Below are 20,387 nucleotides of genomic sequence, written 5' to 3'. Positions count from 1 at the left end.
TAGAAGAAATGAGGGGATTATGTTGGGGATTAGATTAGTTGAACCGACGATCAGTCACAAAAAAACGATTATCTCGTTTAAAAAAGAGTTCCCTATTAGTCCGAACGGCATTGAAGGTACGTCGCAACTTGCCTTTATTCCAAAAGTTGAGGACTGGCTCGATCAAATCGAAAGGAACAAGCATTGGGAGTCTATTCGCGACGGCTGGGTCCCTGGTATTCAATATGTGGCAGTTAATCAAGAGGAAATCGTGGTTGGGATGTTAAACTTGCGATTAACACTAAACGATTATTTACTTAATTACGGGGGGCATATCGGTTATTCTGTTCGACCTAGCCAACGAAGCAAGGGGTATGGATCTGAGATGCTGAAGTTGGCACTTTTGGAAGCTAAGAATCAAGGATTAAGCAATCTGTTACTCACTTGCCAGGATGATAATATTGCATCTGCGACTGTTATCTTAAATAATCAGGGAATAATGGAAGATAAGCGATGGGATCCCCACGAAGGAAACTTAACCAGGCGGTATTGGATTAACTGTTAGGTGAAAGAGAAGGATTCTAAACTTCTAGGAAAGCCTCTTTGTTAAATGATCCCACGGTTAGCTTAGAATAGAAAAGAATGTTTGTTAGTCAAATAACGAAGTGTTTTTATGGTAAAATCAAACATAAGGGCTAGAGAATAGCGAGTAAAAAGAGTGGAGGCATGTCGATGAAATTTCATTTGGCGGATAAAAGAGACCTACCAAATATGGTTAAGTTGTTTTCAGAATCCTTTAGGGACTATCCCTTAATGACCTTATTTAGTTCGAAAGAAGGTGACAATTATCCCTTTGTGGCTGAATTATACAAGGTGAATACGAAGGTCCATTATAGAAAACACCTTTGTTTTATTGGCGAATTAGATGGCAAAGTGGTATCAGTCGCATTGTTGAAAAAGAAAAATACCTCAGGAATTGGTTTTATTGACTACGCTGTTTCAGGTGGTTGGCGTTTACTCAAGTTTCTAGGTCTAGCGAATTTACTGACCTTTTTAAAAGTTAATGAAGAGATGGGTAAATCTTGTCAATTGTTGGATGAATCTTCTTGGTATTTGGATTCCTTGGCAGTCGACAGTCAACAACAAGGAAAACAATTAGGTAGTAAAATCATCAATGAATGTATCATTCCTTATATTGAAGAGAACGAAGGGGGATTGTTGACTTTAGTGACCAATACGGAACCGAATCGTCAATTTTATTTAAAAAATGGTTTTAAGGAGTTTTCAAGTACCAACATAACTGTTGGTGAGCAGGTTCTGCCTAATTTTAGTTTTAAGCGAGAGATTAAAAAGAAATAAAAATAGAAACCAGTGAGACCCCAAGAGGGTTGACCCTGGTTCTTTTTCATGTCCGTGTTGTGAGAAAGCTCTTACAGCCCGGGAGTCTTGGTAGCTTTACTGAAAAAATGATTGCTAGCCTTATTAAGGTCGTGTTTGGTATGTTTTATCTTGATGCTGCTTTTGTGGTTTATTCTTTTTTAGGCTTGTTCGTAAAAGTCGGCTTATTTTGACATATTGTTTTAATTGTTGGTGTTTTTTCTTTGAGAGGTACACTCGATTTGTGAACGGTATGTCAACAATTGAGCGGAATAGGTTTTTTTTGTCACGGTAACTGTAGGATTCAATGTTAATTCGGTACCTGAATCCCCAAGTCTGATTGGGAAAACGTTTCTTATATTGTGCCCAATGGTGTTCGAGATGCTTCATTGAACGAATAAGTTTCCGAAACTCTTTTTTCTTAATTAACATCACAATCACTTCCTATTAATTCGATTATATAAGGGGTATCAAACAAAAGCAATCACAAGCACTTACTTAGTTGATTAATTTATTAATAATGACCATATCATTCGCTAGAGTGTTAAAAAAATTAAATAGACATTGGCCATTAGTTTGATTTTCTGAAAATTCTTGACTTTCTCTCTTTTATTATATATATTAGTATTTAATGAGAATTTGATTAATAATGAAATGCACTGATAAGAAGACGTTAGACATGATGGTTTTAAAGAGAGTCTCGGTAGCTGAAAAGAGATAAAGCCAAGGTAGTCTGACTGATGGACTTTGAGCATAATTAGTAAGCAAACTGTGAACTAATTACGGCGCGCCCGTTAACGCGAAGCAGTCATGGACTGTTTGAGGTTGAACTTGTGAGAGTTTAACAAATTAAGGTGGTATCACGAATCGTTTAAGACACGCTTTCGTCCTTATAGTGAATTCACTATGGGCGAAGGCTATTTTTATACAAAAAATTGGAGGAATAAATCATGAAAAATTGGAAAAAACTGACATTAGTTACTGTAGTAGGCATTTTGGCGGTAGGATTGACGGCTTGTAAAAAAGAAGAGGGAACTAAGTCAAAGACATCAGATGAAGCAAAGGAAATCGTTGTTGGTGTTGCACCTGGCCCTTATGGAGACATGGTCACAGATGTTATTGGGCCTTTAATGAAAGAAAAAGGATTTACCGTCACAACTAAATTATTTAACGATTACGTTCAACCGAATAAAGCACTGGCGTCTAAACAAATCGATGCCAACTTATTTCAACATACAGCTTATTTGGAAAAGTTTGCTGGAGATAACGATTTAGACTTAACGGCAGTTGGTCAAGTGCCGACTTTAGGTATGGGAATATATTCGAAGGAATTAACGTCATTAAGTGATTTACCAGATGGTGGGAAAGTATCAATTGCCAATGATGCTTCTAACCTAGCTAGAACTTTACAGCTACTCCAGGCCAATGACTTGATTACGATTAAGGCAGACATTGACGAAACCAAAGCAACAGTCAATGATATTGATAAAAATGATCATCAGTTAGAATTTAAACCATTAGACGCAGCTCAACTAGCTCGTTCTCTTGATAATGTGGATATTGCTTTAATACCTGGAAACTTCTCTTGGGCAGCTGAATTAAAACCGTCGGATGCATTAGCTTTGGAAAAATTGCAAGAAAAATATAAAAACATTGTAGCCGTTAGGACTGAAGACAAAGACTCTGATTTAGGTAAAGCCTTTGAAGAGGTGTTGACAAGCGAAGATTTCAAAGCGTCCATTGCCAAATCTGAATTTAAAGACTTCGATCAACCTGAATCGTGGAAGTAATCGCAAGAGGAGTGAAATGATGACTAAAATTGAGTTAAAAAATGTTTCCGTTCAATTCAATCAAAAAAGACGGCAAATTACAGCAGTAAACCATGTTTCACTGAAAATTGAAGAAGGGGAAATCTTTGGTATTGTGGGGCTGAGTGGTGCGGGGAAAAGTACAGTTGTGCGGACGATGAATTTGCTGCAAGTTCCCACAAGTGGACACGTGCTAATTGATGGTCAGGACATTACTCATGCGAAGGGGCAATCACTGGGGAATATCCGAAAAAAAATAGGCATGATTTTCCAGCATTTTAATCTTATTAGTAATAGAACCATTGGTGATAACATTCTTTTCGCGTTAAAAGCCGCTAACTATCCTAAAAATAACCGTCAGGATCGTGTCACTGAACTTCTTGATTTAGTTGATTTAAGCGACAAGGTTGGCGATTATCCAGCAAATTTGTCTGGCGGTCAAAAACAGCGTGTGGGGATAGCTAGAGCGTTGGCTAACAACCCAGATATCTTATTATGTGATGAGGCCACTAGCGCTTTGGATGTTGAAACAACCGAAGAAATCATCAATTTACTGGAAAAGATCAATCGCGATTTGAAGCTGACAATTGTTTTTATCACCCATCAGATGGAGGTGGCGAAACGACTCTTTCATCGTGTGGCAGTCATGGAAAATGGCGAGATTGTCGAGGAAAATGAGACTTTTGAAATCTTTGGCAAACCACAACATGCCTTCACTCAAAAATTGGTGGGGCGTCATATGAATTTAGTGGTTCCCGTGGAACTGGAACAGAAATTTGCAACAGGCGTCTTGTTGGAACTGACTTACTTAGATGACCACGCATTAGAACCCTTAATTGCGAATGTCTCACGACAGATTCCAGTCCTGTTAAGTATCACCCACGGTAAAATAGAATATATTCAAGGGAAGGCCATCGGTCGGTTAATCATTCATGTAGATGGTGAGCCAGCAGAAATAAAACGAGCCATCGAGATGATTACTAATCAAGTTGACACGTTAACACTCCTTGGAAAGGGGGGAATTTGATGACTGAGACATGGCAGATTATTCAGCAAGAATTACCTAAAGCTTTGTGGCAAACAACCCAAATGGTGGTACTGGCAACCTTGATTGCACTAGTAATCGGCGGTTCCCTAGGGCTCTTACTTTACTATACAAGTCATCCTCTTTTTATGAAACAAGGTATTTTTTATTCGATTATGAGTTTTATCGTCAATGCTGTTCGGTCATTACCGTTTCTGATACTGATGGTGGTGTTGATTCCGTTAGCGACTTTAGTCGTCGGTGATCCTTATACACCAGCTGGTGGAACTGTTTCCCTAACAATTGCGGCTATTCCATTTTTTGCTAGAATTGCAGAAGGCGCTTTTGCCGAAGTGGATCATGGTGTATTGGAAGCAGCCATTGCAACAGGAGCCAGTAAGTCACTGATATTTAGAGAAGTCATATTACCAGAAAGTCTGCCCAGTTTAATTAGAGGCGTGGTGTTAACGATTATTAGTTTGATTGGCTATTCTGCAATGGTCGGCACAATCGGGGCTGGTGGAATAGGGGATTTAGCCATTCAGTATGGTTATTATCGCTATGAAACCGGCGTTTTAGTGGTAGTTATTATCTTGTTAGTTATTATTGTTCAGTTGATTCAATGGATTGGCGATTTTTTTGCCAAAAGGGCCTTGAAGAGATAAAATTTGAAAGTGGATGAGCTTTCTATTGATGGTCCTAGGATTGTTGATGGAAAGCCTTTTTAGAAGTGGAAAGGAAGAGAAGAACATGAAACGACTGATAGAAATTTGTGGGAGTCAACGGGTGATCGGACCTGAAAAAATTCCAGAAGTCTATTTGGAAGACTCGGTAACTGGAAGGCGTGGTGAGGCATACGGGTTAGTCTTTCCATTAACTAGAGAAGAAGTCGTTGAATTAGTGGTATATGCTCAATTAGCAGACTTAAGTATCATTGCCAGAGGCGCTGGAACGGGTCTAACCGGTGCGACATTGCCGGTTCGTTCTGAGTTGATTCTGGATTTTTCTCAGATGAATCAAATTTTGGAATTTGATCAGGATACCTTGACCTTAAAAGTTCAACCAGGAGCAACCTTAGAAAATATTCAAGCCTATGTGGCCGAGAGAGGGTATTTTTATCCGCCAGATCCTGGTTCGAAAGCCGCTACAATTGGTGGGACTGTTGCCACAAATGCTGGAGGCATGCGAGCTGTTAAATACGGTGTGACGCGTGACTATATCCGATCTTTGGAAATAGTCTTGTTGAGTGGCGAAGTATTGCCTGTAGGAAGTGTCACCGAAAAAAATAGTTCAGGTTATGATTTAAAGGACTTATTTATCGGATCAGAAGGGACGTTAGGAATTACAACGGAAATTCAATTAAAAGTCATTGTACCACCGACACTCACTCAATCAGTCCTAATTAGTTTTAATCACTTAGAGGAAATTTCCGCCACCGTATTGGCGATCTTAGCCAGTCATGTTGACCCAACGGCTTTGGAATTTTTTGAAAAAGACGGCATTCTTCCTAGTGAAAAGAAACTGAAATTAACTTTACCCTTGAGTACAGGTACTGCCTACTTATTATTAACAGTAGACGGACAAGAGAAGGGAGATTTGGTGAGACGTTTTGAGACTGCTATTCAACTGGCCGAAGAGAATGGCAGTATCGACAGCTTAGTTCTGACTTCTGAATTATCTGGGGAAGTCTGGCAGTTAAGAGGGGCTATTGTGGCAGCTATTGAAGAGACCAGCCAGCAAGAACCCTTGGACGTTGTGGTGCCTGTTAATAAGATTACTGAGACGATTGTCTATATGAAGTCATTAGGTCAGCGCTATAATTTGCCGACAATTTGTTTTGGTCATGCTGGAGACGGCAATATCCATGCGTGTATTTTGCGGCAAACCTTAACCATCCAAGAATGGGAAATTCGTTTGTCTGATATGCTCAGGGAGTTGTATAGCTATATTGCCAAACAAAAGGGCTTACCTTCAGCGGAACACGGCATTGGTTTGTTGAAGAAAACGTACTTTTTGAGGGAAGGAAATCCCGTTTATCTGAAGTACTTACAACAAGTTAAGCAAGTCTTTGATCCCGATAATCGTCTGAACCCAGGTAAATTATTGTAAAGGAATCGAGAATTGGTTATTTAACTAATTCTCGATTTTTGTGTTTAAAACCTTTGGACTTTTATCAAGCGATTAATTAAAATGTGTTCACAATTAATAACGATGGTTTAATAACGTTAATTGGATTTATTTGTGTAGTTATTATTTTACTTATTTGTATTTGATTTATAGCGACGTTCATATAACAGTAAGTTTATGTTTAGATAAACAATAGAAAATAAATAACTAAAAAAATATTATTTTTTGAGGTATAATACTAGCTTTATTTTTATTTATTTGTCATAATGTGTAAAAAGTATTATAAGGTAAAGAGACATTATCTGGAAATAAAACTCTTTAGAATCATTCGCTAATAGGCGTTAGATTAGAATACTTTTTTAGACAATTCCGTTTGATCTATGAGACGTAATTTTTATTATTTTTTATTGGTTGTTCAATTTATGTTTAAAGTGAACGGGTTGTTTGCCAAATGATTAGGTAGTATAACATTGTTGGTTTGTTTTCGACAAGAGCATCATGTGAACAAGCGGACAATAGTTTTGATATAGGGAGGATGTAGAAAAAATGGAAAGAATTGTGGAGACGTTTATTGAGCTAGTAAAAATTGATTCAGAAGCAAAAAATGAAGGGAAATTTCAAGCTTTTTTAAAAGAACAATTTGAAGAATTAGGATTAACGGTGATTGAGGATGACACAATGGGAAAAACAGGATTAGGGGCTAATAATCTATTATGTCAGTTACCTGGTGAATTAGAAGTGGCACCGATTTTTTTCTCCGCTCATGTCGATACGGTAACACCAGGAGTGGGTATCAAACCAGAAATTCGAGATGGCGTTATTTATTCAGATGGGACAACTATTCTGGCAGCTGATGATAAAGCGGGGATAGCCGTTATGCTAGAGTTGATTAAGGTGATTCAGGAAGAAAACATCCCACATGGTTTAATCGAATTTGTACTAACACCTGGTGAGGAAATTGGGTTAGTCGGAGTTAGTGCCTTCGATGTCAGTCAGTTACAGTCTGACTATGGGTTTGTTTTGGACAATGGCGGCCCTGTAGGCAGTATTACTATGGCCAGCCCCACCTTAATGGGACTTGAAGTTGAAATAGTAGGTGAAACGGCTCATGCTGGTCTGGAGCCGGAAAAAGGGGTGTCCGCAATCGAAATTGCAGCCCAAGCTATCGCCAAAATGACATTAGGACGCCTGGATGAAGAGACAACTGCCAATATCGGGACGATTAATGGTGGAACAGCCACTAATATTGTGGCGGATAATGTGATTGTTACTGCAGAAGCCCGTTCAATTTCTCGCAAAGTCTGTGAGGATCAAATGATGGCGATGGTGTCAGCCTTTGAAGACAGTGCCCGTCAATTAGGAGGAAAGGTGAATTACTCGACAGATATTAAATCGATTGGCTATCGATTTGTTGAAGAAGATTCAGTGGTACAATTGGCGGCAACAGCGATTGAATCAATAGGCAGAGCGGCAAGTTATGAAGTCAGTGGAGGCGGTAGTGATGCTAATGTCTTTAATGCCAAAGGCAAAAAAGCGTTAAATCTATCGATTGGATACGAAGAAATCCACACTTTACATGAGTATATTCCGATTAAAGAGCTAGTGAAAGCAGTTGAATTGGCTGTTCAGTTGGTTAAAAACACTCATTAGAAGAGGCAAGAAAAGAGGTGGTGACAAATGAAAAGTCTACTAAAACAAGTGCCCATCGTGGCATTCGCAATTGCGTTAATTGGTATCAGTATTAATATGTTCTTAGGTCCTCACCATATAGCGGCAGGTGGTGTTAGTGGTATTGGTATTTTGGCCGAACAGTTTTTCGGGATTAACCGGGCCTTAGTCGTGTTGATCTTAAATGGTCTTATGTTGATTATTACCTATCTCTTTTTAGGAAAAAATCATTTCGTTCATACGGTCATAGGTAGTATTATGTTGCCGATTTCCTTGGCGATTGTCCCTGAGATCATGGTAACTAGCGATCGCCTGTTGTCTGTTATTTTTGGTAGTGCGATTTTTGCGACAGGTGTGGCGATTTTATACAAAATTGGGGCTTCAAGTGGCGGAACTACCATTCCTCCATTGATTTTCAAGAAATACTTCGGCTTGAGTACGTCCATTGGTTTATTAGCGACCGATTCAGTTATTGTGTTATTCAATATTGTGGTCTTTGGATTTGAAGAGTTCCTTTTAGCGATATTTTCATTGGTGATTACATCGATTGTCATGAGCTATATTGAAACCGGGATGAAACGTCGCAAAGCCGTCATGATTATGAGTGAGCATCACGTGGACGAGATCAAAGCTGCTTTGTTCGCAGAAATTAATCGTGGTATCACGGTCTTTTCAGTAGAAGGTGGTTATACTGGACGTGAAAAAAATATGTTGATGATTATTCTAAGCAATCAGGAATACCCAGCGATTTTAAAGGTAATTGATGAAATCGATAATAAGTCCTTTGTGATTGCTTACAATGTGTCAGAAGTTCATGGGTTGGGTTTTACTTACTTACCTTTAGGCTAATAAAATTTGGGAGTGATTTAGATGAATCCAGTGTTGGCGTTTACGATAATTATGTTGGTATGGACAATTAGTGACTTTGTTTCAAAAAAAACCAAGTCTTTAATTTCCTCGTTGTTAGTGGCATCATTAATTTTTTTAATTGGTTTTAAAACAAGTATTTTACCAGAAGATATTTTAACCAGTTCCTCATTGTTACCTTTAGGAACGACAGTTGTCGGATTTATCATTGTTCATATTGGGACGATGATCAGCATAGATGAATTAAAGCAACAATGGAAAACAGTGGTGATTGGTGTTGCTGCGATTCTCGGAATAACAGCCGCATTGTTATTGGTTGGCCCATTGTTTGAAAGTATGAACTATGCGATTGCGGCCATTGGGGCTGTCAGTGGTGGGACCATTTCAATTATCATTGTACAGGAGGCAGCATTAGCAGCCGGACTCGTTTCCGTAGCAGTTTTACCGGTCTTGATTTCTGCTTTGCAAGGATTGATAGGCTTTCCCTTTACTTCCCTTATTTTACGAAAAGAAGCGAAACGTCTACAAGCTGAGTATCGCGCAGGTACCCTAAAAGCAGTTGAGAAAAAAGCTGATCACGAAGTAGAAACAGGCAAGTTGCCTGCTATGTTTCAAACGACAGCTGGAACACTTTTTGTTGTTGGGGTAGTGGTCTTAATTTCGACATTTATTAGCAACATTACTAATGGTATTCTGAATACCTTTATTGTGGCCTTACTGTTGGGCGTAACCTTAAGAGCATTAGGCATTGTCAAACCAAATATTTTAACAGGAATTGATGCGTACGGCTTGATGATGCTGGGAATACTCATCATCATTTTTGGTCCCTTGGCAACGATTCAACCTCAAGATTTATTTGATCTAATTGTACCAATTAGTTTATCCTTCTTAGTCGGCGTTAGTGGTAGCGTCCTGTTCTCAGTGATTGCCGGTAAAATACTGGGTTATAGTTTGCCGATGTCAATTGCTGTTGGACTCACATCACTTTATGGCTTTCCAGGAACAATGATTTTAAGTCAAGAAGCAGCTAAGAGTGTAGGTGAAAATGAGGCGGAAATCGCGGCGATTGAAGGTCAGATTTTACCGAAAATGATTATTGCGGGCTTTTCAACAGTCACTATTACGTCTGTGCTAGTGACCAGTATTATCGCTGGTTGGATTGGATAAGGAGGACGTTATGAAAACATGGCGACCATCAAAATTTCTGGATGTCTTGTTTCACCTGATTGGTATGGCGCTGTTAATCTTGTTATGTACGACAATCAGTTTTATTTTTAGACCAATCGGGGTATTTATAACCACCTTATTTACCCCGATCATGATTGCTGGTTTTTTATACTATGTGTTAAGTCCAGTGGTTGCCTTATTTGAGAAACTGACGAAGAAGCGAGGCTATGCGATTGCGCTCTTATTCGTGACTATTGCCATTGGTTTTGGGCTATTAATTGGCACGGTTTTTCCTAATCTAGTCAGCCAGTTCGCGGCATTAAGTAAGTCGATGCCTAGGTTTATTAGTCGCCAGCAAGGAAATGTATCAGACTGGATAAATCAATTGGATTATGTCAATGTTGATGTGCAACGTTATTGGAGCGAGTTATCCCTTTCGTCCAATCAATTGCTAAACATAGCTGTTAACGGTATTACAACAAGCCTTGGCACGGTCATTAGTGTTCTTTCCCGTTCTGTTTTGCTGATTATTACAGTGCCGATTATCTTGTTTTATATGTTTAAAGATGGACAGCGGTTTCCGAAGGCTGTTAGGTTATTTGTGCCAAAAGCTTATCGTCAGCCAGTAGATGGACTTCTAGAACGAGTCAACACGGCCTTATCTGCTTATATTAGTGGTCAGGCACTGGTTTGTTTGTATGTGGCAGTTGGGGCGTATATCACCTTTAAATTGTTGGGGATTCCTTACGCTTTTTTATTAGCTTGTATTGCAGGAATGATGGATGTAATTCCTTATGTCGGGCCTTGGATTGGAGTGACGCCCGCCTTCATTATTGCCTTTAGCATGGCACCACAAAAAGCTGTTATTTTAGCCATCAGTATCATCTTGATTCAACTTGGTGAATCGTACTTAGTGTACCCGTTTGTCATGGGAAAGAGTCTCAACATGCATCCTTTAACGATTATTCTAGCATTATTGGTAGCGGGTAAACTAGCTGGTTTACCAGGGATGATTTTAGCATTACCAACCTATGTTATTGCTAAAATCATTCTATTAAACGTTCTTCATTACCGTAAGGAAAAGCAGTTGATCAAGTTCCCTGATGGAAGGGAGGAACCGAGTTAGCGTCACGCTAGCTTGGTTTTTTTGACGGTATTTTCTAAGAAAAGCTTAGATAGAAACGAATGACCTCTATTTCGGTAGCATTTATAAACAATATTGTATTTATAGAGTCTTGGGGACATTGGATGAAACTTTAATCTGGCTAAATACAGTATTTTTCATGACGGAAAAGTTCCATTATCTTTTAAAAGAAACAATTAATGAGAATTCAAATACTTTTGGAAAAAGAATTAAGTTCTTCTGTATGTAGGGTGACAGTGTGACGTCCTTTGATTGAGAGCAACTGTAAAATAACAATTAATTTATCATTGAAAGGGTTAGTATGCTTTCAAATAGAGACAGCTGATAATAAGATAAAAATTAGTGATAGACCTAATTTTCCTATCTATTATTTTTCTTTGTGATATACTTAATTTGATTATGAAAGGGTGTTCATTATGGGCGTAACAGTCAAACGGATTGGATTTCAACTCTGACAAAAATTAGCTTGTGAGCGGTTGCGCTCCATGTCTATTGTATCTTCTATTTGGTTATATGATCAAATCAAGGGCTATCTTACTCAGCCTTTTATTCGTCTTCATAAGTCTTCTTATGAAAGGATAAAAGTTAACGAGGAAATAGTCCTATTTTCCATGGAGGAAATGCTATGTTACTTGTAACGAATAATCCGATGCTGATTCAAGCCCACGTTAAATTTCCGGTGGAAGCATTGACAGGCGATTATGGTGAAGTCTTACAAACTGTCAAAACCTATATCATTGATCAGCAAATGATTTTGCTGACCCATCCCTTAAGTGGAAGTATTAAACCTAATGAAACCTATTACAAGTCAATTGTTCTAGACAAGGGTGAAGATGGGACTATTGACTTAAGTAGTTTGGGCTATATTGAACAAGCTATAGACGTTTACAACTCGTTTATCAAAAATAAGCAACGACCTAACTGGACGGCATCTGTGTTAAAGGATTTTGCTTATGTGGATTATTATTTGATGGAAAGTACATTTGAGCGAATGCTTATTCATTAAACTGAATCGGTAGCACTCAAATTTTGATGGCGAAGGTCAAGGAGGTGACGGAAAAGGTAGCTCAACTGTACTGAAGGTTTGTAAAAAATAGAATTGAGGTGAAGAGATGAAACTTGAGTTAGGAAAGATTAATATTAAGGATGTTGTAAGTGCTGATACAGCAAAAGTAGCAGCAGGAATACTTTACCTTAATGAAGCAGAAATCAAGGTACTAGTATTAGGTGATGACCGTATTAAATCTTGTGAAATTGAAATTGCCAGACCTGGTGAAAAGACTCGAATTACGCCTGTTAAAGATGTGATTGAGCCTCGCTGTAAGGTCTCTGGTGGTGGCGGTATGTTTCCAGGGGTAGTGAATAAGGTCAACATCGTTGGTTCTGGTCGAACTCATGTATTAAAGGGGTGTGGTGTGACAACTGTCGGCAAGATTGTCGGGTTTCAAGAGGGCATTATTGATATGAGCGGTCCTGGAGCGGACAAAACCCCTTTTTCAAAGATCATCAATATTTGTTTAGTGTTAGAACCAGCTCCAGAGCTAGAACCTCATAGTTACGAGGAAGCAGCTCGCTTTGCTGGTTTAAAAGTGGCAGAGTATTTAGGAAAGTTAGGTCAAGAGGTTGAACCGGATGAACTGTTTGAGTATGAAACCCTGCCGCTGTTTGAACAAGTAGCTCAATATCCAGATTTACCTAAAATCGGTTATGTTTACATGCTACAAACCCAAGGCTTGCTTCATGATACCTACGTTTATGGGGCTGATGCCAAGCATTTGGTGCCAACGATTTTGTACCCAACAGAAATTATGGATGGTGCAATTATTAGTGGGAATTGCGTGTCGGCATGCGACAAAAATACAACCTATCATCACTTAAATAATCCTGTCATAGAAGAATTATATGACAAGCATGGGACAGAGGTTAATTTTGTTGGGGTGATTATTACCAACGAAACCGTTTATTTAGCAGACAAAGAACGCTCGAGTGATTGGACGGCAAAATTGGCTGATTATATGGGGCTGGACGGTGTAATCATCACACAAGAAGGTTTTGGGAATCCAGATACGGATTTGATTATGAATTGTAAGAAAATCGAACAAAAAGGAATTAAAACGGTGATTGTAACCGATGAGTATGCCGGCCGTGACGGAGCCAGTCAATCCTTGGCTGATGCGGACAAATTGGCCACTGCAGTGGTAACCGGTGGCAATGCGAATGAAACAATTGTTCTACCACCAATGGTGCGTTTAATTGGTCAAAGGGACTATGTGGACGTGATTGCTGGTGGATTTGATGGTAGTCTCCGAAAAGATGGCAGTATTGAAGTGGAAATCCAAGCGATAACAGGCGCTACTAACGAGCTTGGCTTCAATAAAATGTCTGCTAAAGGAAATTAGTGATAGAAGGAGTCTCTTTTGTTAGTTAAATTAAGATTCAAAAAAAATGAGATATAAGGAGGTAAACATGGCTAAGTATAGAGTAGTGCATTACATCAACCAGTTCTATGCTGGGATTGGTGGGGAAGAGTTTGCTGGTACCGAACCCTTTAAAAAAGCGGAAATTGTCGGTCCTGGCATCGCCTTTGCAGGTGTGTTTGGCGAGGCGATTGAAATTGTCGGAACGGTGGTTTGTGGGGATAGTTATTTTGGTGAAAACATGGCTGCAGCTGAAGCGCAAATCCTTGAGATGATTCAGTCCTTTAAACCGGATTTGGTAATTGCTGGACCCGCTTTTAATGCCGGTCGTTATGGCGTGGCATGCGGAGCCGTTGCTCAAGCGGTCACACAGCAATTGAACATCCCTGTTGTCACTGGGATGTATGAAGAAAACCCAGGGGTTGATCTGTATAAAAAAGACGCTTATATCGTAGCAGTTGGGAAATCAGCTGCCGCCATGCGTCAAGCGGTCCCTTTAATGGCTGGCTTAGTAAAAAAACTGTTAGCAGGTGAAGACGTGGATCCACTAGTGGATCAATATGTGGTCCGTCATCGAACAAATTTTGAAGCAGATCAACGAGGCGCTGCTCGGGCGGTTGAGATGCTGATTAAAAAATTAAACAATGAAGCATTTCAGACAGAGTTTCCAATGCCGGAATTTGATAATGTGGAACCTGGAAAAGCTATTTCGGATATGGCCCAAGCTAAAGTAGCCCTCGTCACTTCAGGTGGGATTGTTCCAAAAGGCAATCCAGATCATATCGAATCATCTAGTGCCTCGAAATATGGTGAATACGATATTACAGGCGTGATGGATTTAACGGAGGCGACTTATGAGACCGCTCATGGTGGTTATGATCCCATGTATGCTAATCAGGATGCTGATCGGGTGTTACCGGTAGATGTCATGCGGGACTTGGAAAAAGAAGGCCGAATTGGAGCGTTACATAACAAATTTTATACGACCACTGGTAACGGCACATCTGTTGCGAATGCCAAGAGTTTTGCTGCCGAGTTTGCTCAAAAGTTAATTTCGGATGGTGTTCAAGCAGTGATACTTACCTCCACCTGAGGAACCTGTACTCGTTGCGGAGCAACCATGGTAAAAGAAATTGAAAAAACAGGTTTGCCTGTTGTCCATATCTGCACAGTTGTGCCGATATCTTTGACAGTTGGTGCAAACCGAATCGTACCTGCCATCGCTATTCCTCATCCTTTAGGGAATCCAAGTTTAAGTCCCGAAGATGAGAAAAAATTGCGAAGAGGGATTGTGGACAAAGCTCTATCAGCTTTAGAGACGGAGGTTGATGGACAAACTGTTTTTGAATAAGCAGTGAGAGAATGAGTGACGATTAAACTAAAGCCAAACGGTCGGCTTTCCAACTGATTTAATAAAGGGAAGACCGTTATTCTTGCCAGTTTAGTGGCATAGAAATAAGGATCAAGGAATGTTAGGAGTGTACCATCATGTCAACCAAAAATATTGTGATTGGAACGGCTGGTCACATTGATCATGGCAAAACCACTTTAATTAAATCGCTGACAGGCATCGAGACGGATACGACCCATGAGGAGCAGCAGCGCGGATTGTCAATAAATCTTGGATTTGCCTACCTCGATTTACCTAATGGTGAGCGAATTGGGATTGTGGATGTTCCGGGACATGAACGTTTTGTTAAAAACATGTTGGCTGGAGTAGTGGGTATCAACCTAGTTTTATTAGTGATTGACGTTAATGAAGGGATTATGCCTCAAACCCGGGAGCATCTGGATATTTTAACTCTCTTAGGGCTTAAAGCATTTATTATCGTGCTGACTAAGTTGAGGACGGTAGATTCGGAATTACGTCAATTAGTGTTAGATGATATTCGTGAAAATTTAGATGGGACTTCTTTGGCTGAAGCGTCGATTATTGAAACAGATGCATTATCAGGTTTGGGATTAGAGGAGCTTAAAGCGGAAATTCAGCGGAAAGTCGCCTGTATTAAACCGATACTAAACGAAAGCGAACCTCGCCTGAATGTTGATCGAGTATTTTCCATTAAAGGCCACGGAACGATTGTGACGGGGACGTTAATCGATGGTGCTTTAACTGTTGGCGATGAGGTGATGGTCTATCCTAGCAATAAAAAAACTAAAATCCGTCGTATTCAAGTTCATGAGACCACACAAATGCAAGCGTATCCTGGACAACGAACGGCTCTTAATTTGACAAAAATTAGCTTATCAGAAATTAAGCGAGGAGATGTCATAACCCTTAGAGGAAATGTTGAACCAACCTGGATGATTGATGTTAATTTATCAGTTCTTTCTACTGCCGATCGGCCTATAGGTCTTTGGGAACGAGTTCATGTTCATCTAGGAACGAATGAAGTCTTAGGTCGTGTAGTCCCATTAGGTCTTGAGGAAGTACGACCAGGAAGTGAGGGATATGTTCAATTACGTTTAGAAGAGCAAGTGGCAGTTAAACAAGGAGACCGTTTAATTCTGCGCTCTTATTCCCCGATAGTGACAATTGCTGGTGGGATTGTTCTTGAAGCTAATGCGGAAAAACATCGACGTTACAACCAAGTGATTTTAGATAGTTTAGCAGTCAAAGAGTCAGGTGATTTCTCAGCGGTGCTGTTGGACTATCTAAACAAGCAAAGGGGATTCATGACGGCCAAAGGGATGGCAGATTATTTGAATGTCAACCTGGCTAAAGTTAACCAGACATTGGTTGAACTATGCGCTGAGAAGAAGGTTATGCCAATCAATCAGACCTTTATTGGCAGTTCTCGACTGAAAGAAATTAGTTTAGAGATCTATGAGTTGTTGGAAGCTTATCATCAAAAGTTTCCATTAAAATCTGGGATGTCCATAGAAGAAGTTCGCTCTCGATTGGGGGATTTGCGCCAACGAGAGATAGAGGCTATTTTGGCTTCATTAATGACACAAAAGGTGATAAAACAAACCAATTCCACTCTTAGACTAGCTAATTTTTCAGTTGCCTTTTCGGAGCACCAACAGGCAATAAAAAAAAGGATCGAGAATACCCTCTTGGAGGCTGGTCTGACACCTCCAAGTTTACCTGATTTGTTGGGAAATGATCCAGAAGCTCAAGGAGTTTTAGACACGTTGATCGGGGAGAGCGTGTATTATTTGAATCAGAATACGGTGATTCATTTAGCTGTCTATCAATCAGCTGTTTCTCAAGTTAAATCCTTTCTCAAGGTGAATGGGACCATGACCCTTGGTGAGTTTCGCGATATGATGCATACAACGAGAAAGTATTCTAAAATTTTTTTAGAACATTTAGATGATTTACGGGTGACTAAGCGATTAGAAGATAGTCGTGTCTTAGCAGAGACACAAAATAACCAACAATAAGGAAGGTGAAAAAATGACAGTTGTCTATGATGTGATTATTATTGGTGGCGGACCCGCTGGGCTAACAGCCGCTCTCTACAATTCTAGAGCCAGATTGAAGACCTTGGTTTTGGAACGTGAGAAGTTAGGCGGGCAAATTATGTCGACACACGAAATTGCCAACTTCCCAGGCTCCATCCTGGGAAAGGCAGGCGAACCATCGGGGTCAGAATTAATCGCTCGGATGATCGAGCAGGCCCAAAAATATGGGGCGACAATTGAAGTCGGCAAAGAAGTGGTAGGGATTGAGGTATCTGATAGCGGTAAAGTCTTGACGTGCAAAGACGGGTCCGTGTATCAAAGTACAGCGATTATAGCAGCTAATGGTGCTGTTCCTCGGAAAATTGGCTGTCCAGGAGAGGCTGAGCTACAAGGGAAAGGTGTCTCCTATTGTGCAACTTGTGATGGTGCATTTTTTGAAGAGTTGGAAGTTTATGTCATTGGTGGCGGGAATTCTGCCGTGGAGGAAGCAACTTTTCTAACGAGTTTTGCCAGAAAAGTGACAATTATTCAAAATTTAGGGTACTTGACAGCAGATGCCATTGCAATTGAACAAGCTGAGAAGACTGGCAAAATTGAGGTGATTTACCATTCGGTTGTGGAAGAAATCATTGGAGATGGTTTGGTTGAATCGATGATTATTCGGAATACCGAGACGGAAGAGCGTCTGGTGATTAAGGCAGATGAAGAGGATGGGACCTTTGGTGTCTTTGTCTTTATCGGTTATCAGCCAAGTACGGCCCTTTATCAAAGAGAGCTTGACTTGAACGAGTGGGGTTATATCGAAACAACCGAAGCGATGGCAACCAATGTTCCTGGGATATTTGCGGCAGGAGATATCCGGCCCAAGCTTTTGCGACAAGTGGTAACCGCAACAGGTGATGGGGCTACAGCAGCCTTTGCTGTGCAGCGTTACATCGAAGCGAAAAAATAAAGAGAAATGAGGTGACAGAATGATTGAATTAACATTAGACAATTTTGATGAGGAAATTACCAACTGTGAGCAACCTGTTCTAATTGATTGGTGGGGAGAGACCTGCGAAAGTTGTTTGGCGTTGATGCCGACGATTACAGCGTTGGCCGAGACTTATGGGGATAAATTAAAATTCACTAAATTTAATACCTCACAAAAAGGTGTGCGCCGTTTTTGCATCAAACATAAGATTATGGGGTTGCCCGTAATTTCTATTTATCAACAAGGTGAAAAAGTTGCAGAACTAGGGAAAGAAGAAATATCAAAAGAGAGTTTGGAAGAAATGATTAAAAAATATAGTTAAGTGGAGGTAATGTTAATGTCATTAGATCATAAAAAAATTATTGTTTTGGGAGACCGCGATGGGATTCCCGGGTTAGCTATTGAAGAATGTTTAAAAGGCACAACAGCAGAAGTGGTTTTCTCTTCCACTGAGTGTTTTGTGTGAACGGCCGCAGGGGCCATGGACTTGGAAAACCAAAAAAGAGTAAAAGAAGCCGTTGAGAAGTATGGGGCAGAGAATGTCTTTGTGCTTTTAGGTGGTGCTGAATATGAAGCAGCTGGTTTGGCTGCTGAAACCGTTACAAACGGTGACCCGACGTATGCGGGGCCATTGACAAATGTTCAGCTAGGTCTAGCTGTTTATCACATTTTTGAACCTGAATTTAAAGGGTTTGTCGATAGCACTGTCTACGACGAACAAATCGGTATGATGGAAATGGTGTTAGAGGTAGATGAAATTGTTGAAGAAGTCTCAGGTATTCGCAAGGAATTCTCAACGTATTAATTAGTTAGGTCCTGTTAATTAATTCAGCGGAACGAGCGGTTCGACTTATAATATAGAGACTGTTATGGAAGGAGGCTAATAATGGATTATGCAACATTAAGAGCGGCCAGTTATGTGTTGATACACACGCCTGACATGGTCGTTAAAAATGGTACCACCCAAACAACGGAACGAATTGTTAATCCTGATAGCGACTATTTAAAAAAACTCAGGAATCACTTACGTTCTTATGAAGAGGTGGTGCACTATGCACCGAATCAAACGTATATTGGCAATCTAAGTTATGGGGAGTTAAAGGACTTGCCGCAACCCTGGTTCGAGCAAACAATTAAAGGTAAGCGCTATAGTAAACTAGGGGAGATCATGCCTCAAAATGAATTTTATGGGATTATACAGATGTGTGATGTCTTTGAATTAGTTCATCTAGAAGATAGTTATGCGAAATCAGTAAAAGAGGCTCTTAGAGACCATCCCTTATTCAAGGCGGATCTAGAAAAAATCAAAGAAGGCCAAAGCGGTGATTGGATTGAGTCTCAAGTAGCAGACCATCACGCTGAAGGGCTATATGACAATGATGAACTCGTCGGCTGTGTTCAACAAGCTCATGAAATTGATGTGAATTTAAACGCTCACGTCATGTTAGAAAATCTCGTGGTAAAGGCAAGCGGTGTCATGTCCTTACGTCATCTTTTAAGGCAGGAAGGGATTGATCCAGAAGAGGTTGATTATGTGATTGAATGTAGCGAAGAGGCTTGTGGTGATATGAATCAGCGAGGAGGAGGCAATTTTGCTAAATCAATTGCCGAACTAGCGGGGTGTGTGAACGCTACTGGTTCTGATATTCGTGGTTTTTGTGCTGCACCGACTCACGCTTTAATCAGCGCGGCTTCATTGGTTCGCTCGCAAACATTTAGGCATGTTGTTATCGTTGCTGGAGGAGCGACAGCTAAATTAGGTATGAATGGCAAGTCTCACGTAGAAAAAGGATTGCCAATTCTGGAAGATGTACTTGGTGGCTTTGCCGCCTTGATTAGTGAAAATGATGGTGAGCATCCGATTTTACGGTCTGATTTAATCGGTCGACATAAAGTATCCAGCGGTTCCAGTCCGCAGGCAGTCACGACTGCTCTTGTAGCAGAACCACTGGATATAGCTGGCTATACAGTCAATGATATCGATGCCTATTCCTTGGAAATGCAAAACCCAGACATTACGAAACCGGCAGGAGCAGGCGATGTACCTGTGGCCAACTTGAAGATGATTGCTGCCATAGGTGTGATTCGCAATGAATTAGAACGAAGTCAGATATCGGATTTTGTAGCCGAAAAAGCTTTGCCAGGCTGGGCACCAACACAGGGGCATATCCCAAGTGGCGTCCCTTATCTTGGGTTTGCTGTAGATGATTTAATGACAGGGGATAAAAACAGAGCTATGATTGTCGGGAAAGGGTCCTTATTCCTTGGGCGAATGACTAATCTGTTTGACGGTATGTCGATTATTATTGAACGTAATAGTGGAGAGTTGAGTCATTCTGAGACCGCTGATTTAAAGGTGGAAGTTAAGTCCGCGGTGGCAAATGCACTGCGAGAATTTGCAGCTAACTGGGCTGAAGAATAGGAG

18 protein-coding genes are annotated in these 20,387 nt (G+C 40.3%); all 18 read left to right on the top strand.

Annotated features, from left to right (window positions below):
* The first annotated feature begins 19 nt into the window (after positions 1-19).
* The 18 genes from RWN13_RS17840 (at position 20) to grdC (ending at position 20,384) form a co-directional block, all read left to right on the top strand.
* Positions 20-544, top strand: a complete 525-nt coding sequence (locus tag RWN13_RS17840) for a GNAT family N-acetyltransferase (RefSeq protein ID WP_314066381.1) — start codon at positions 20-22, stop codon at positions 542-544.
* A 167-nt stretch (positions 545-711) separates the two neighbouring features.
* Entirely contained in the window at positions 712-1,338 is a 627-nt protein-coding gene (locus tag RWN13_RS17835) for a GNAT family N-acetyltransferase (protein WP_314066378.1), read from the top strand.
* A 968-nt stretch (positions 1,339-2,306) separates the two neighbouring features.
* On the top strand, positions 2,307-3,146 hold the full coding sequence (locus RWN13_RS17830) for a MetQ/NlpA family ABC transporter substrate-binding protein (RefSeq protein ID WP_314066376.1): 840 nt from the start codon (positions 2,307-2,309) through the stop codon (positions 3,144-3,146).
* Positions 3,147-3,165: 19 nt separating this feature from the next.
* Positions 3,166-4,191, top strand: a complete 1,026-nt coding sequence (locus tag RWN13_RS17825) for a methionine ABC transporter ATP-binding protein (protein WP_399553698.1) — start codon at positions 3,166-3,168, stop codon at positions 4,189-4,191.
* Positions 4,191-4,853 (top strand): methionine ABC transporter permease, encoded by a 663-nt coding sequence (locus RWN13_RS17820; protein ID WP_314066371.1) that lies wholly within the window; start codon positions 4,191-4,193, stop codon positions 4,851-4,853. The genes RWN13_RS17825 and RWN13_RS17820 overlap by 1 nt, the downstream gene beginning before the upstream one ends.
* A gap of 85 nt (positions 4,854-4,938) precedes the next feature.
* Positions 4,939-6,297, top strand: coding sequence for an FAD-binding oxidoreductase (locus RWN13_RS17815; protein WP_314066368.1), 1,359 nt, complete (start codon positions 4,939-4,941; stop codon positions 6,295-6,297).
* Between the two features lie 564 nt (positions 6,298-6,861).
* On the top strand, positions 6,862-7,965 hold the full coding sequence (locus RWN13_RS17810) for a M20/M25/M40 family metallo-hydrolase (RefSeq protein ID WP_314066365.1): 1,104 nt from the start codon (positions 6,862-6,864) through the stop codon (positions 7,963-7,965).
* Between the two features lie 27 nt (positions 7,966-7,992).
* Positions 7,993-8,832 (top strand): YitT family protein, encoded by an 840-nt coding sequence (locus RWN13_RS17805; RefSeq protein ID WP_314066364.1) that lies wholly within the window; start codon positions 7,993-7,995, stop codon positions 8,830-8,832.
* A 21-nt stretch (positions 8,833-8,853) separates the two neighbouring features.
* Positions 8,854-10,017 carry a hypothetical protein gene (locus tag RWN13_RS17800; protein ID WP_314066362.1) on the top strand — a complete coding sequence of 388 codons (1,164 nt, stop codon included), beginning with the start codon at positions 8,854-8,856 and terminating at the stop codon, positions 10,015-10,017.
* A gap of 10 nt (positions 10,018-10,027) precedes the next feature.
* Positions 10,028-11,143: an AI-2E family transporter gene (locus RWN13_RS17795; protein ID WP_314066360.1), complete on the top strand. Its 1,116-nt coding sequence runs from the start codon at positions 10,028-10,030 to the stop codon at positions 11,141-11,143.
* Between the two features lie 643 nt (positions 11,144-11,786).
* Positions 11,787-12,167 carry a GrdX family protein gene (locus RWN13_RS17790; RefSeq protein ID WP_314066358.1) on the top strand — a complete coding sequence of 127 codons (381 nt, stop codon included), beginning with the start codon at positions 11,787-11,789 and terminating at the stop codon, positions 12,165-12,167.
* Between the two features lie 106 nt (positions 12,168-12,273).
* Entirely contained in the window at positions 12,274-13,560 is a 1,287-nt protein-coding gene (locus RWN13_RS17785; RefSeq protein WP_314066356.1) for a glycine/sarcosine/betaine reductase component B subunit, read from the top strand.
* Positions 13,561-13,627: 67 nt separating this feature from the next.
* A complete protein-coding gene (grdB, locus tag RWN13_RS17780) occupies positions 13,628-14,929 on the top strand; it encodes a glycine reductase complex selenoprotein B (RefSeq protein WP_314066354.1) in 1,302 nt (433 codons plus the stop codon).
* 137 nt (positions 14,930-15,066) lie between these two features.
* Positions 15,067-16,968, top strand: a complete 1,902-nt coding sequence (gene selB, locus RWN13_RS17775; protein WP_314066352.1) for a selenocysteine-specific translation elongation factor — start codon at positions 15,067-15,069, stop codon at positions 16,966-16,968.
* A 13-nt stretch (positions 16,969-16,981) separates the two neighbouring features.
* Complete coding sequence (locus RWN13_RS17770; RefSeq protein WP_314066349.1) at positions 16,982-17,941, top strand: FAD-dependent oxidoreductase; 960 nt, start codon at positions 16,982-16,984, stop codon at positions 17,939-17,941.
* Between the two features lie 19 nt (positions 17,942-17,960).
* Complete coding sequence (locus tag RWN13_RS17765) at positions 17,961-18,284, top strand: thioredoxin TrxA (protein ID WP_314066347.1); 324 nt, start codon at positions 17,961-17,963, stop codon at positions 18,282-18,284.
* A 15-nt stretch (positions 18,285-18,299) separates the two neighbouring features.
* Positions 18,300-18,767, top strand: a complete 468-nt coding sequence (gene grdA, locus RWN13_RS17760) for a glycine/sarcosine/betaine reductase complex selenoprotein A (protein WP_314066345.1) — start codon at positions 18,300-18,302, stop codon at positions 18,765-18,767.
* Between the two features lie 81 nt (positions 18,768-18,848).
* Positions 18,849-20,384: a glycine/sarcosine/betaine reductase complex component C subunit beta gene (gene grdC / locus RWN13_RS17755; protein WP_314066342.1), complete on the top strand. Its 1,536-nt coding sequence runs from the start codon at positions 18,849-18,851 to the stop codon at positions 20,382-20,384.
* Positions 20,385-20,387: the final 3 nt, after the last annotated feature.

This window comes from uncultured Vagococcus sp., from assembly GCF_963518325.1.
Classification (GTDB): domain Bacteria; phylum Bacillota; class Bacilli; order Lactobacillales; family Vagococcaceae; genus Vagococcus_D.
The sequence above is the reverse complement of the archived record's forward strand: the minus strand, read 5'-3'. Positions and strand labels throughout refer to the sequence as shown.

What these genes read in the sequence shown, in the direction of transcription:
- grdC (WP_314066342.1), top strand. Translation starts at nt 18,849, where the DNA reads ATGGATTATGCAACATTAAGAGCGGCCAGTTATGTGTTGATACACACG.
- RWN13_RS17815 (WP_314066368.1), top strand. Translation starts at nt 4,939, where the DNA reads ATGAAACGACTGATAGAAATTTGTGGGAGTCAACGGGTGATCGGACCT.
- RWN13_RS17830 (WP_314066376.1), top strand. Translation starts at nt 2,307, where the DNA reads ATGAAAAATTGGAAAAAACTGACATTAGTTACTGTAGTAGGCATTTTG.
- RWN13_RS17765 (WP_314066347.1), top strand. Translation starts at nt 17,961, where the DNA reads ATGATTGAATTAACATTAGACAATTTTGATGAGGAAATTACCAACTGT.
- RWN13_RS17785 (WP_314066356.1), top strand. Translation starts at nt 12,274, where the DNA reads ATGAAACTTGAGTTAGGAAAGATTAATATTAAGGATGTTGTAAGTGCT.
- RWN13_RS17840 (WP_314066381.1), top strand. Translation starts at nt 20, where the DNA reads ATGTTGGGGATTAGATTAGTTGAACCGACGATCAGTCACAAAAAAACG.
- RWN13_RS17825 (WP_399553698.1), top strand. Translation starts at nt 3,166, where the DNA reads ATGACTAAAATTGAGTTAAAAAATGTTTCCGTTCAATTCAATCAAAAA.
- RWN13_RS17795 (WP_314066360.1), top strand. Translation starts at nt 10,028, where the DNA reads ATGAAAACATGGCGACCATCAAAATTTCTGGATGTCTTGTTTCACCTG.
- RWN13_RS17835 (WP_314066378.1), top strand. Translation starts at nt 712, where the DNA reads ATGAAATTTCATTTGGCGGATAAAAGAGACCTACCAAATATGGTTAAG.
- RWN13_RS17800 (WP_314066362.1), top strand. Translation starts at nt 8,854, where the DNA reads ATGAATCCAGTGTTGGCGTTTACGATAATTATGTTGGTATGGACAATT.
- RWN13_RS17770 (WP_314066349.1), top strand. Translation starts at nt 16,982, where the DNA reads ATGACAGTTGTCTATGATGTGATTATTATTGGTGGCGGACCCGCTGGG.
- selB (WP_314066352.1), top strand. Translation starts at nt 15,067, where the DNA reads ATGTCAACCAAAAATATTGTGATTGGAACGGCTGGTCACATTGATCAT.
- RWN13_RS17805 (WP_314066364.1), top strand. Translation starts at nt 7,993, where the DNA reads ATGAAAAGTCTACTAAAACAAGTGCCCATCGTGGCATTCGCAATTGCG.
- RWN13_RS17810 (WP_314066365.1), top strand. Translation starts at nt 6,862, where the DNA reads ATGGAAAGAATTGTGGAGACGTTTATTGAGCTAGTAAAAATTGATTCA.
- RWN13_RS17820 (WP_314066371.1), top strand. Translation starts at nt 4,191, where the DNA reads ATGACTGAGACATGGCAGATTATTCAGCAAGAATTACCTAAAGCTTTG.
- RWN13_RS17790 (WP_314066358.1), top strand. Translation starts at nt 11,787, where the DNA reads ATGTTACTTGTAACGAATAATCCGATGCTGATTCAAGCCCACGTTAAA.